The organism is Paenibacillus wynnii (assembly GCF_000757885.1).
Classification (GTDB): domain Bacteria; phylum Bacillota; class Bacilli; order Paenibacillales; family Paenibacillaceae; genus Paenibacillus_AQ; species Paenibacillus_AQ wynnii.
This window is the reverse complement of record NZ_JQCR01000003.1, coordinates 813,180-826,774: the sequence shown is the minus strand read 5'-3', so window position 1 is coordinate 826,774 and position 13,595 is coordinate 813,180. Positions and strand designations below refer to the sequence as shown.

Here is a 13,595-nt window from a genome sequence, read left to right as displayed (position 1 = left end):
CTTATCCTACATAGACTTCAAGACATAACCCAGGTATCCTTGACACCACCACCCTGAGAGGAATTTACAACAAGTGATCCTTCTCTCATAGCAACACGGGTGAGACCACCGGGGATAACATGAGGCCTCCGGTCTGCTCCCATAAGCACGAATGCTCTAAGATCAATATGACGAGGGGACAAAGTTCCTCCAGAAAGTACCGGCGCTCGAGACAGCGACATAATCGGTTGAGCGATGTATCGCTCAGGCTCGGCTAGGATTTTCAACCGGAATGTATCAAGCTCTTCCTTTGTCGCTTCCGAACCAATTAACATGCCATACCCTCCAGATAGTGAGGTTTCCTTGATTACCATCTCAGGCAGATGATCCAGAACGTGCTGACGTTCCTCAGGCTTTGACATCAGGTAGGTTGGGACATTGTTCAGGATAGGTTCTTCATTCATGTAGTAACGAATCATGTCCGGTACATAGACATAGATTGCCTTATCGTCAGCTACACCTGTACCTGGTGCATTGGCTATCGCTATATTACCTGCCCGGTAGGCATTCATAAGCCCAGCAACACCTAATAAGGAGTCAGGCTGAAAAGCTAACGGATCGATAAAATCATCATCCAGACGGCGGTAGAGCACATCCACACGACGCAGCCCCTTCATTTCCTTCAGATAAATCTTATGATCCTTTGCTACCAAATCTCGCCCTTCTACTAGATGTATACCCATCTGCTGTGCCAGAAAGGCGTGCTCATAATACGCAGAGTTGTATTCCCCTGGAGTCAACAAAGCGATGACCGGATCCTGCTTACGAGAGGGGGACAGGCTTCTTAATACGGATAAAAAGCGGTTTAAGCTATGGTCCACATCGCGAATCGAGTTGGCAAAAGATATCTCGGGAAACAACTGGTTCATCAATGTTCTTCCTTTAAATAAATAGGAGAACCCCGAAGGGGTACGTAAATTATCTTCAAGTACGTAATATTCACCATCATGATGACGTATAAGATCTATTCCTGAGGTTGTGATATAGGCTCCGCCGGGAACACGAAGGCCTGTCATCTCAGGCCGGAAATAGCAGTTGGAAATAATCATTCTACGCGGGACAATGCCATCCTTCACAATATACTGCTCATGGTAGATGTCGTGAATGAATAGATTCAGAGCGGTGATACGCTGGACAATTCCTGCCTCAAGCCTCTCCCACTCCCCTTTGGGGATAATACGCGGGATCATGTCAAAGGGAATGGTGCGCTCCATGGGTTGATCCTGAGCGGGGTTATACAGTGTAAAGGTTATCCCCTCTTCCATCATCCGACGCTGCATCAATCTTTGCTTACCTTGCAGCTCTTCGGGGCTCATTCCGGAAAACATACGATTCACATGTTTGTAATGAGGCCGGATACTTCGTTCATCAGCATACATTTCATCATAGTAATGATGAAGCGGATACGGAGACAGACCGGGCAAAGGATCTAGTTTGGACATGAGCCCGACTCCCTTTCATCTTAATGTAATGTTTATTAACAAATCATTCGCATAGATTAGGAAAAAGATCCAAATAATATTGAATTATAACATCATCATACGTAAATGCTCCTGCTCATGTCAATATATATAACAAGGATTAGATACCTTTATTATCAATTCCGTATATGGAATCGCTTCCTTTCTCTATTTGGTGTAGATAGGGAGAATAGACATAGATCACACATCAATTGTATGCAGAAGCGGAGACAAGCATTACTATTATGAATTTTTCATGTAATGTTTTATTTATATGTATGTTTAAGCTTAGGATTGGGCAAAGCAAAACGCCGGTAATTTCACCGGCGTCATGTTGTAGCTCTTAGCTGTTATAGCGCTATTGTGTTATTCTTTCTCCGTATCCTCAGCTAATTCCTCATCAATTAATCCTGCAAACAAAGCGTGAACAAATTGCTGGGAATCGAAAGGCTGTAGATCCTCCATTTTTTCACCTAGACCTACCATCTTCACAGGAATATTCAGTTCCTGACGAATCGCTACCACAATCCCGCCTTTAGCCGTTCCATCCAGCTTAGTTAGAACCAATCCGGTAACTCCACTCTTTTCCCCGAAAAGCTTCGCTTGACTGAGAGCATTTTGCCCTGTCGTTGCATCCAGTACCATAAGAACTTCATGTGGAGCACTCGGGATCTCCCGTTGAATTACGCGAAAGATTTTATTCAACTCTTCCATAAGATTATTCTTATTCTGCAATCGTCCAGCAGTGTCACAGATTAAGACGTCCACGCCTCGCTGCTTGGCAGCTTGTACCGCATCGAACATCACCGCGGCCGGGTCAGACCCGGATTGCTGCTTGATTACATCTACACCTGCCCGTGCTCCCCATACCTCAAGCTGCTCAATCGCTCCGGCACGGAAGGTATCTCCTGCAGCCAAAAGCACCTTTTTGCCTTCTTGCTTGTAACGGTGTGCCAGCTTGCCAATTGTAGTGGTCTTACCAACACCATTGACACCCACAAATAGAATGACAGTGATTCCATCCTTGTTTTCATTAAGAGAGTTATCATCATCTCCACGCAGCAATTCCATTAACTTGCGGGACAATATAGGCTGCAATTCGCTGGCATCTTCAATCCGCTGCTTCTTGACTTCAACACGCAACTCTTCAACGAGTGTCATTACCGTATTTACGCCAACGTCCGCACCAATTAAGATTTCTTCCAGTTCCTCGTAGAATTCTTCATCAATCTTCTTACGGCGGATGATCAGATCCGATACCTTTTCAACGAAGCCTTTACGTGTTTTTTCCAACCCGTCGCGGAACTGTTTTGTCACGCTTTCCGTTTTTCCTGAAATGCTCTCTTTTATCTTTTTAAAGAAACTCATAATCGTTCCCTCCACTCCAACAAAATCATTTATAATAGGCTACGCAATCTCTGCTTCATCATCCTCAAGCCTTACGGAGACGAGCTTCGATACCCCGCCTTCTTCCATGGTTACCCCATACAGAACATCCGCTTCTTCCATGGTCCCTTTACGGTGCGTAACCACGATGAATTGCGTCTGTTCAGAAAATTCACGCAGATATTGAGCAAAACGAACCACGTTCGCCTCATCCAGCGCCGCTTCTACTTCATCAAGCACACAGAACGGAACCGGCTTCACCTGCAAAATGGCAAATAACAAGGCCATGGCTGTAAGCGCCCGTTCTCCACCGGATAACAGCTGCAGGTTTTGCAGTTTTTTGCCCGGAGGCTGAGCGACGATATCAATACCGGTATCGAGCATATTGTCTGGATCTAACAGCATAAGATCAGCTCTGCCACCGCCGAACAGTTTGGAGAATACCGTCCCAAATTCGCGGCGGATAGCGTCAAATGTCTGCTTAAAGCGCTTGGACATTTCTTCTTCCATTTCACGAATCACGTGATACAGCGTTGTTTTAGCTTCTACCAAGTCATCCTTCTGCTCACTGAGAAATGAAAACCGCTCATGTACACGCTGATACTCCTCAATAGCACCGAGATTGACCTCTCCGAGCGCAGAGATACTGCGTTTCAACCTTTGGACATCTGCTTGAGCCGCAGGAACATCCTCAGGAACGGGATATCTTTGCTTGGCTAATTCATAGCTCAATTCGTAATCATCGCTGAGCTTGCGCAAAATATTATCCAGCTCCACGTCCAGTCTTCCTACAGATACTTCTGTACTGCGCAGCCGGTCTTCAACGGATCTCAAAGCTTGACGCTGATCCTTTGTTTCGCCTTCTTCCAATTCCAGTTTGCGTGACAGGGCAGCCCTTTCTGCCCGACTATAGTCAAGAGCGCTGGCCGTTCCTTCCTTTTTAAGAAGATAACTGTTCAAGTCTTCTTTCTGCTTAACCGCTTCAGCAGCATTCGTAGCCAGATCCTGTTCAATTGTATTCAACAGATTGCGGCTTTGACGAAGCTCCTTATCCTGTGATCCTGCATCCTGACGCATACGCCGCAGCTGTTCTTCCAGTGAAAAGATCTCCTGATCCAGCTTGCCTTCTGCAACCATCATGCTAGTCAGCTTGCCTTGGAGCTCTTCTTTCTCATTTTCACTGGCCTTCCGTGCTGATTCAGCATTTCGGATATCCTCGTGAGCTTTTTTCTCTTCACTTTCCAGACGCGCAAGCTCTGCAACTGCCTGAGCACGGGCCTCATCTAATCCGCGAACCTCGCTCTCGAAGCCACTCCGTGCCAATCCTGCACTTTCGACTTGTTCAAGAACGTGACGAAGTTCCTGCTCAAGCTGCTTCAGATCCCCGGTTACCCGCTGCTCTTCGAGGCGTTTCTCATCCCCGTCACGACGCAGCTGCTCCATCTTCTCTGCAGCGCTCTCTTGCTCTTCACGAAGCTTGACCATTCCTTGCTTCAGCTTAGTGATTTGACGTTCGCTCTCGGCAATTTCACTACTCAGTTGATCCAGCTGGCGTTTACGGCTTAGAAGACTATTGTTTTTCTTGTGCTGGCTACCTCCGGTCATTGAACCCCCGGCATTAACAACATCGCCTTCCAATGTGACAACCCGGAACCTGTACTGGCATCTCGCAGCAATCTTATTCGCTTGCTCCAGACTTTCCGCAATAACAACATTGCCCAGCAAACTGCCTATAATACCTGAATATTTATCTTCATAATTTACGAGTTCTGAACCGATACCTACAAAACCGTCCGCACCTTCAACCAATCCCCGATCGCTGCCGGTAATCTGTCTAGGACGAATAACGTCCAACGGAAGGAAGGTAGCTCGTCCAAGCTGACGTTGCTTCAAGAAAGCAATCGCTTGCCGGGAAACGGATTCGTTATCCATAACAACATGCTGTAGAGCTGCTCCCAGTGCCGTTTCTACCGCCATCTCCAGTTTTTCTGGAACGGCAATCAATTCAGCAACTGCACCATGTACACCTTGAAGCTGTCCTTTACGCGAACCCTTTAAGACTTCCTTGACACCAAGCATGAAGCCGTCAAAGTCATCCTGCATTTCCTTCATGGTCTCATGCCGGGATACTTGTGCTTCGCGTTTCTGCTCCCACTTGCGGAGACCTGACTGGGTTTCTTCTAACAGTTTTTGCCGGGTGCCTGATTGTCCGCTTTCCGTGATATAGCCGTTGCGTAAGTCACTAAGCTCCTGACCCAATAAAGTGATCTTGTCCTTTAGTGACTTCTGAGATGCTAACAGCTCCGCTTGACGTATTGTCCATTTGTCGCCCTCTTCTTCACTGCGGCTCATTCTTCGTTCCAGGGTTTCCTTCTGCTGATCTGCATAACGAATTTCATTTCGTGCCTGGGCCATGAGATTCATAAGCTCCAAGAGCGCACTCTTCAGCTTCTCTTCACGGCTTTGGCTAATTCCATCTGCTACGCCTTCTAACCGGGTCTCTTCCAGAGCTAATTGTTCCCGCAACGTCTTCAATGCTGCTTGCGAATGCTCAAGCTTGGACTCCAGCTCAGTTAGCTCCCGCAACCGATCAGCTGACCGTTCCCCAACAGAGCCTAGAGTCTGCAGCAGTTGCTCCCGATTATTCTCCAGATTACGCCGACGTTCTTTCAGGAGTTCTCCATAGCCCTCGCTTTTCTCATAGGACTCACTGTATCGCAGCAGCTCTTCCTGCAGCTTCTCAATTTGTTCCTCAAGTTGACGCAGCGCTGATCGGCCGCTTTCTAGTTTGGCATCATGTGCAGATACCACCGTTGACAGCTCCAGCTGTTCGTTACGCAACGTTTCAAGCTGCGCGTTGCCCGTCTGCCAGGCGGTATGAATGCCTTCAATCTGATGCACATATACCGAAATCTCCAGATGCTTCAGCTGTTCACGCAGTTCCTTGTAACGGATTGCCTTCTCGGATTGTTCCTTCAGCGGTCCTACCTGATCCTCAAGTTCCGTTATCAGATCGTGAATACGAAGCAGATTTTGCTCCGTGTCATCCAACTTGCGCCCGGCCTCTTTTTTGCGTGATTTATATTTTACAATCCCGGAGGCCTCTTCAAATATACCTCGCCGATCCTCAGAGCGGGTACTCAGTATTTCTTCGATCCGACCTTGTCCAATAATGGAATAAGCCTCACGTCCGATACCCGTATCCATAAACAGCTCTGTGATATCTTTCAGACGGCAGGATTGTTTATTGATCAAGTATTCACTATCTCCACTGCGATGAACACGGCGAGTCACAGTCACTTCACTGAAATCAAGCGGCAATGCATGATCCGCATTATCCAATGTCAGTGAGACTTCACCATAATTCACTGCTTTACGGGAATCGCTTCCGGCAAAAATAATATCCTCCATTTTGCCGCCCCGGAGCGACTTGGCGCTTTGTTCGCCGAGTACCCAGCGTATGCCGTCAGAAATATTGCTCTTGCCGCTGCCATTAGGCCCAACTACTGCTGTAATGCCGCGCACAAATTCCATTTCCGTTTTGTCGGCAAATGATTTAAATCCTGCTAGCTCGATCCGTTTTAAAAACATAACTCGTCACTCACCTCTGACCACATTATACCATAGCGTTAAGTCCCGTTGGCATGCAAGAAAGCACAGTATTACCTGCCATTTGTATGCATTAATCTAAGCTTACTTATTTAAAAAAAGAGCAGCAGCAGTCAAGATTCCGCCCATACGTTCGGCACCTTGACCATTGTTGCTCTTCTCTTCAAACCTTCTACCTTAACCATCATATGTTCTCAGACTCCATCTTCCTTCAGGTGCAATAACGCCGCCGCAGCTGCCTGCTGCTCAGCTTCTTTCTTGGAACGACCGCTGCCGCGTCCTAATGAACGACTAGCCATATACACCTCTGACACGAATTCACGCTCGTGCGCGGGTCCTCGTTCTTCAATGATCCGGTATTCCAGAGTACCCAAGCCGTGATGCTGAACCAGCTCCTGCAGCTCTGTCTTGAAATCAGTCATCTGCATTTGCAGCTTACCATCCGTTTCTACAAGCGGAAATACATGGTTGTTCAGGAACCTGCGTGCTGCTTCCAGGCCTTGATCCAGATAAAGCGCTCCCACGAAAGATTCGAACACATCAGCAAGCAGGGCAGGGCGGGTACGTCCGCCCGTTAGTTCTTCCCCTTTGCCCAGCAGTACATATTGGCCGAAGCCCAACGTTTCAGCGAATTTGACCAATGAGGGCTCGCACACAATGGCAGCCCGCAATTTGGTTAATTCGCCTTCCGGGCGATCCGGCAATAGATTGTACAAATATTCAGAAACCGTTAGCTCCAGGACAGCGTCACCTAGAAACTCTAGACGTTCATTGTCCTGATGCTGGTTAAAACGGTGTTCGTTCACATATGATGCATGGGTAAAGGCCTGCTTCAGCAACACAGAATCGTGAAATTGGATTTGAAGTTGAATTTGTAATTGCTTCAGATCTCCATTCAAAAGCACGGTCCCCTTACTGATTGAATTTTTTCAAGATGACAGTTGCGTTATGTCCCCCAAAACCAAAGGAGTTGGACATCACAATGTTCAAATCTGCTTTACGCGGAACATTCGGAACATAATCCAGGTCACACTCCGGATCCTGGTTGTCCAAGTTGATCGTTGGTGCGATCATACCCTTTTGCAACGACAATCCACAGATGATAGCTTCTACACCACCGGCTGCTCCCAGTAAATGTCCTGTCATAGACTTCGTGGAGCTAATGGCTACTTTGTACGCATGATCTCCCAACGCCTTCTTAACAGCAATCGTTTCCGATCTGTCGCCGACAGGTGTCGAAGTTCCGTGCGCATTAATATAATCGATCTCTTCTGGAGTAATTCCAGCATCACGAATGGCCATCTTCATACAGCGTGCGGCTCCGTCCGGATCTGGTTCTGTCATGTGATGAGCATCACCACTAAGACCATATCCAATAACCTCGGCATAAATTCGCGCACCGCGTTTCTCCGCGTGTTCCAGCGATTCCAGCACCAGTATACCGGCGCCTTCTCCCATTACAAAACCATCACGGTCAACGTCAAACGGACGGCTGGCCTTTTCAGGCTCCTCGTTGCGTGTTGACATTGCTCTCATTGCACAGAAACCTGCCATACCTGTCGGACGAATCGTTGCTTCTGCTCCACCGCAGATCATTGCGTCTGCATCTCCGCGTTGGATAAAACGATAGGATTCACCAATAGAATGACTTCCTGTTGCACAGGCCGTTACTTGTGTTGTGTTAGGACCTTTAGCGCCCAGGTTAATGGACAGTTGGCCAGAACCCATATTCGCAATCATCATTGGAATGAAGAATGGGCTGACACGCTTAGGTCCCTTTTCCAAAAGCAGATTGTGCTGGTCTTCCCAAGTTCCAAGTCCACCGATACCGGAACCGACCGATACGCCGATTCTTTCCGCATCAATATCTTCACCAATCGTAAGACCGCTGTCTTTCAAGGCTTCTTCACCTGCAGCAACTGCGAACTGTACAAAACGGTCCATCTTGCGGGCTTCCTTACGTCCGAAACGCTCCTCAGCATCAAAATCCTTAACGGAAGATGCGATTTGTGTTGTATAGTCGCTGACATCGAAGGCTTCAACTAAGGATACGCCAGACTTCCCATTCATCAGGTTGTCCCAAAACGTTTCCAAATCTTTACCCAGCGAAGTCACCACTCCCATACCTGTAACAACCACTCTATGACTCAATGACATTCACCTCACCTATAAGCTGTTAAGTTCTTAGACTTAAATTGTTGTGTGAAAATACTACTATATAATATTCAGTCACCACGTTATCATAGCTGACCGCGGTTCTGTTATTTCCCCTATAAAGGTGCGCGAACGCACCTCACGGTATATCGTTATCACTGTAAAAATGAGGAGAAAGCCCCGCCCTTACAGGTACGGGACTTTTAATCACAACTTAGGTATGAGATTGTACATACTTCACAACTTCACCTACGGTAGTAATCTTCTCTGCATCTTCATCAGAGATTTCCATATCGAATTCATCTTCCAATTCCATAACCAATTCTACTACATCAAGAGAATCAGCACCTAAATCATCTTTGAAAGACGCTTCTAATGTTACCTCAGCTTCATCGGCGCCTAAGCGGTCGATGACAATGCGTGTTACACGCTCCAATACATCGGACATCCGGTTCACCTCCTCCTTTGGTATTATACGAGATATGGGGTCAAAATACCATAGAGCGTAAAAAACGCTTTCTAGCTAACCTCAACCCCTGCTAAATCCCGGTTAAATCACAACGATAATAATTACATGTACATGCCGCCATCCACGTGAAGTGTCTGGCCGGTCATGTAGGCGGCTCCGTCAGAGGCAAGGAACACTGCAGACATTGCAATATCTTCCGGACGCCCTAGTCTGGCTAAAGGAATCCCCTGTACCAGTCCGGCGCGAACTTCCTCGGACAACTCACGCGTCATATCGGTATCGATAAAGCCCGGGGCAATACAATTCACTGTAATGCCGCGTGAAGAAAGCTCACGAGCCGCCGATTTGGTCAAACCGATAATCCCCGCTTTAGCTGCTGAATAGTTCGACTGGCCCGGATTTCCTGTTACACCTACAACAGAGGAAATGTTGATTATACGGCCATAACGCTGCTTCATCATAGGGCGTGTGACGGACTTCAAACAATTGAACACGCCTTTCAGATTCGTCTCGATAACCTGATCAAATTCTTCCTCTTTCATACGCATGATTAGATTATCACGGGTAATTCCGGCGTTATTTACGAGTATGTCAATTCGGCCCCAAGCATTCAAGGTCTCTTTTACGAGATTCTCCGCCTGATCACTTTTACCGACATTGCCTCGAAGAGCGATACCCTCCGAGCCAAGTTCTACAATACGCGCAACGGTTTCCTTCGCTGCTTCTTCACTGCCGGCATAGTTCACGGCTACCTTAACACCATGCTTGGCCAATTCCAAAGCAATGCTGCGGCCAATGCCGCGGGAAGCTCCGGTAACAAGAGCCGTTTGGCCCCGTAATCCTGAGAACATTGTTTAATCCCCTTTCATAATCATGTCTATACTACCTAGACATCGAGCTTCAAGCCCTACAATGCCGTTTGGGCACTTTCCAGACTGTTGATGTTGATCAGCTTAACACTTTTGTCAATTTTGCGTATAAGACCCGTAAGGACGCTTCCGGAGCCTATCTCTACAAAGGTGTCCACACCGTCAGCAATCAACCACTCTACACTGTCCTGCCACAATACAGGTGAATAGACCTGACGCACCAGAAGCTCACGAATCTCTTCAGGATCAGTGACCGGTGCTGCCGTTACATTCACCACAACCGGTACAGAAGGTGTATGGAAGGTTACTTTCTTAAGCTCTTCTGCAAGACGATCAGCAGCTTCCTTCATCAATGAAGAATGAAAGGGTCCACTGACTTCAAGCGGAATGGCGCGTTTGCCGCCAGCTTCTTTCACACGCTGCACAACACCGTTAACACCGTCCTGTGAACCGGAGACTACGATTTGACCGGGGCAGTTGACGTTGGCCAATTCCACGGGACCGCTGGTCTCAGAAACACTACGACATAACTCTGCAAGTGCGTCCCGCTCTGCACCCAGAACAGCAGCCATCGCTCCTGTACCGCCCGGTACAGCTTCTTCCATAAAACGTCCGCGCATACGCACAAGACTGACTGCATCCTCGTAAGACAGCACCCCTGCCGCTACAAGCGCACTATATTCACCCAGACTGTGACCAGCCACATAATCCGGTTTAATCCCCAGATCCTGCAATGCTGTTAAATAAGCAGTACTTGCTGTGAGCAGTGCCGGTTGCGTGTTTACCGTTTGTTTCAAATCACTTTCAGGTCCTTCAAAGATAAGAGTGCTCAGTGGAAAACCAAGTACTTCATCACCCTTCTCAAATACCGCACGACATTGCGGCAATGCATCAAATATATCCTTACCCATGCCGACTGCTTGAGCCCCTTGCCCGGGAAAGACAAATGCTATTTTACCCATCCTGTTATATTCCCCTTTGCTGCAAGTGAGTTATTCTACCAGATCAGTACAGTGGCACCCCAAGTGAGTCCACCGCCGAAGCCTACCATTAGAATGGTGTCGCCTTCCTTCATGCGACCCTGTTCCGAAGCTTCAACCAGTGCAAGCGGAATGGAAGCTGCCGAAGTGTTGGCGTATTTGTCCACATTGATTACGCATTTATCCGGAGAAAGATTAAGCCGCTGCATAGCGGATTGAATAATACGAATGTTCGCTTGGTGAGGTACAAACAGATCAATATCTTCTTTACCGATACCCGCTTTCGTAAGCACTTTCTCGGTTGCTGTACCCATAACCCGAACTGCGAACTTAAATACTTCGGTTCCGTTCATGTTTATGTAATGCTTCTTCCCTTCAACAGTCTCCTGAGAAGCAGGGAGACGTGAACCTCCGGCTTCTACCTTCAGGAGGTTGCCGCCAGCACCTTCAGCTCCAAGGTCAAAGGACTGAAATCCACGTCCTTCAGGCACTTCACCAATGATGACAGCACCAGCACCGTCACCGAACAACACACAGGTGTTACGGTCGGTGTAGTCAGTAATACGTGACAAAGTGTCCGCACCAATGATTAGCGCGTTTTTGTACATGCCGTTCTGAATGAAGCCAACTGCCGTCGCCAGACCGTATACAAAGCCCGAACAGGCCGCGGACAAGTCAAACGCAGCAGCACCTTTCGCTCCCAACTTATCCTGCAGGATACAGGCTGTAGAAGGTACCGTACTATCAGGTGTAACTGTTGCCACAATAATAAGATCCAAGTCCTCAGGTTTCATACCTGCAGACTCCAACGCTTTGAGCGAAGCCTCATAACAAAGATCAGAGGTTGCTTCATGTGGAGCAGCGATATGGCGCTCCCGAATACCGGTTCGGCTTACGATCCATTCATCATTTGTATCTACCATTTTTTCTAGATCCGCATTGGTTAAAATTCTCTCAGGCACGTATTTGCCTGTACCGATGATTCCAACCGGCAGTAATTGTCGTTTCATATTGTCACTCACTTCCCGCTAATTTCCTTGGATATGCTTGCTACCAGATTGGCTTGAAGCGCAATTCGCGCTTGTCTGACTGCATTTTTAACGGCATTGCCGTCTGAGGAACCGTGACCCTTCACTACCAAACCGCTAAGCCCCAGCAGTGGCGCTCCTCCATGCTCTTTGTAATCCATCTTACCTTTTAAAGCTCTTAGTTGAGGCATAAGCATTGCTGCACCAAGTTTGGTCTTAAGCGACATACTGAATTGTTCTTTCAGCAAAGCAAACATGGCTCCCGCGGTACCTTCTAGCGTCTTAAGCAGAATGTTGCCTGCGAAGCCGTCACACACCAATACATCGCAGTTACCCGTCAGTACATCCCGAGCTTCTACATTACCGACAAAATGAATACCAGGTAAAGCTTCCAGAAGCGGGTAAGCTTCCTTAGTCAGCTCGTTGCCCTTACCAGGCTCCGTACCTACGTTAAGCAATCCCACACGGGGTTTGGCTATGCCATGCACTTTATTACGGTAGATGCTGCCCATCAGCGCATATTGTGCCAAGTGCTGCGGCTTTGCATCCATATTAGCACCCAGATCAAGTGCCAGCACACCTACGTCATCCAGTGTCGGAATCATCGGGGCCAGAGCCGGACGCTCTATCCCTTCCATTCTTCCGACAATAAGTAATCCCGTTGTCATCAGGGCGCCTGTATTACCGGAGGATATCATCGCATCCGCTTCACCTTCACGTACCATTCGTCCGGCGACAACCATGGATGAATCCTTCTTACGACGTACTGCCTTTACAGGTTCTTCATCGGAACTTATAACATCTCCTGCATGGCGCACCGTCACATTGGACGGTTTATTCTTCAGAAGCGGCTCTAATCTTGCTTCGTCACCGACGAGCACGATTTCTGTATCTTTCCATTCCGCGGCCGCGGACAACGCACCCTCTACGTTGCATTCAGGAGCGTTGTCCCCGCCCATGGCATCAATGGCGATCCGCACTTCGCTCTCCCCCTTCGCTGTATTCTTCTATTGCGGACCGATAGACTATAAAGTGGCCCTGAAAAACCATTTCTTCCCCAACATATGTAAATACGTCTACCTCCGCCTTACCTTTACGGCCCGCAAGTGTGCGGACATAGGCTTTGGAGATGCACTTCTCTCCCAGACGGACCATACGTACGAAACGAATGTCGGCAGAAGCCGTCAGAGCAATCTCAGCGTCGATCACGGCTACCGCAAGCGAATTGGCTTGAGCGAACACATAGTGCCCCCGGGCAATACCGTTTCTGGAGAATACATGCTCCTCACGCATTTCAAATATGGATATCCCGCTCTTGTCGAGCTGTAAATCTACTATATCACCAACAACTTCATCTGCTGGAAGGGAACGTACCTGATCATAGGAATGCTCCGCCATTTGTTTCATACGCTCACGCAGCTCTGGAATGCCAAGCTCCATCCGATCCAACCGAATCGTCTGAATACTGACCTTCAGCTGCCGGGTCAACTCACGATCCGTAACAAAAGGATTACCCTCAATGATAAGCAGCAGATGCTGCTGACGCTCTTTTTTGGACACCCGCTCGATAGCGGCTCACCTCCTGGCCCATGCTGAATCGG

Annotated in this window: 11 protein-coding genes; all 11 read right to left on the bottom strand. The window is 48.0% G+C overall.

The features are described from left to right. Positions 1–17: 17 nt before the first annotated feature. The gene (locus PWYN_RS19215) at positions 18–1,481 is read right to left on the bottom strand and encodes a circularly permuted type 2 ATP-grasp protein (RefSeq protein ID WP_036655291.1); all 1,464 of its coding nucleotides are present in this window, start codon (positions 1,479–1,481) and stop codon (positions 18–20) included. Between the two features lie 384 nt (positions 1,482–1,865). Further along, complete coding sequence (gene ftsY, locus PWYN_RS19210) at positions 1,866–2,867, bottom strand: signal recognition particle-docking protein FtsY (RefSeq protein ID WP_036655289.1); 1,002 nt, start codon at positions 2,865–2,867, stop codon at positions 1,866–1,868. Between the two features lie 39 nt (positions 2,868–2,906). Then, complete coding sequence (smc, locus tag PWYN_RS19205) at positions 2,907–6,476, bottom strand: chromosome segregation protein SMC (RefSeq protein ID WP_036655287.1); 3,570 nt, start codon at positions 6,474–6,476, stop codon at positions 2,907–2,909. Between the two features lie 212 nt (positions 6,477–6,688). Then, on the bottom strand, positions 6,689–7,393 hold the full coding sequence (gene rnc / locus PWYN_RS19200; RefSeq protein WP_036655285.1) for a ribonuclease III: 705 nt from the start codon (positions 7,391–7,393) through the stop codon (positions 6,689–6,691). 13 nt (positions 7,394–7,406) lie between these two features. Next, positions 7,407–8,645, bottom strand: a complete 1,239-nt coding sequence (fabF, locus tag PWYN_RS19195) for a beta-ketoacyl-ACP synthase II (RefSeq protein ID WP_157261220.1) — start codon at positions 8,643–8,645, stop codon at positions 7,407–7,409. A gap of 217 nt (positions 8,646–8,862) precedes the next feature. Further along, positions 8,863–9,096: an acyl carrier protein gene (gene acpP, locus PWYN_RS19190; RefSeq protein ID WP_036655282.1), complete on the bottom strand. Its 234-nt coding sequence runs from the start codon at positions 9,094–9,096 to the stop codon at positions 8,863–8,865. Positions 9,097–9,218: 122 nt separating this feature from the next. Beyond that, on the bottom strand, positions 9,219–9,968 hold the full coding sequence (fabG, locus tag PWYN_RS19185) for a 3-oxoacyl-[acyl-carrier-protein] reductase (protein ID WP_036655280.1): 750 nt from the start codon (positions 9,966–9,968) through the stop codon (positions 9,219–9,221). Between the two features lie 56 nt (positions 9,969–10,024). Next, positions 10,025–10,948: an ACP S-malonyltransferase gene (fabD, locus tag PWYN_RS19180; protein WP_036655277.1), complete on the bottom strand. Its 924-nt coding sequence runs from the start codon at positions 10,946–10,948 to the stop codon at positions 10,025–10,027. A gap of 35 nt (positions 10,949–10,983) precedes the next feature. Further along, on the bottom strand, positions 10,984–11,976 hold the full coding sequence (locus tag PWYN_RS19175; protein ID WP_169744135.1) for a beta-ketoacyl-ACP synthase III: 993 nt from the start codon (positions 11,974–11,976) through the stop codon (positions 10,984–10,986). Positions 11,977–11,984: 8 nt separating this feature from the next. Then, a complete protein-coding gene (gene plsX, locus PWYN_RS19170; protein ID WP_036655273.1) occupies positions 11,985–12,974 on the bottom strand; it encodes a phosphate acyltransferase PlsX in 990 nt (329 codons plus the stop codon). Next, positions 12,958–13,554, bottom strand: a complete 597-nt coding sequence (gene fapR, locus PWYN_RS19165) for a transcription factor FapR (RefSeq protein ID WP_036655271.1) — start codon at positions 13,552–13,554, stop codon at positions 12,958–12,960. Before fapR ends, plsX begins: the two co-directional genes overlap by 17 nt. Positions 13,555–13,595: the final 41 nt, after the last annotated feature.

Bases quoted from the DNA above. Each gene is read 5' to 3' on its own strand.
- PWYN_RS19215 (WP_036655291.1), bottom strand. From the start codon at position 1,481: ATGTCCAAACTAGATCCTTTGCCCGGTCTGTCTCCGTATCCGCTTCAT.
- ftsY (WP_036655289.1), bottom strand. From the start codon at position 2,867: ATGAGTTTCTTTAAAAAGATAAAAGAGAGCATTTCAGGAAAAACGGAA.
- smc (WP_036655287.1), bottom strand. From the start codon at position 6,476: ATGTTTTTAAAACGGATCGAGCTAGCAGGATTTAAATCATTTGCCGAC.
- acpP (WP_036655282.1), bottom strand. From the start codon at position 9,096: ATGTCCGATGTATTGGAGCGTGTAACACGCATTGTCATCGACCGCTTA.
- fabG (WP_036655280.1), bottom strand. From the start codon at position 9,968: ATGTTCTCAGGATTACGGGGCCAAACGGCTCTTGTTACCGGAGCTTCC.
- fabD (WP_036655277.1), bottom strand. From the start codon at position 10,948: ATGGGTAAAATAGCATTTGTCTTTCCCGGGCAAGGGGCTCAAGCAGTC.
- PWYN_RS19175 (WP_169744135.1), bottom strand. From the start codon at position 11,976: ATGAAACGACAATTACTGCCGGTTGGAATCATCGGTACAGGCAAATAC.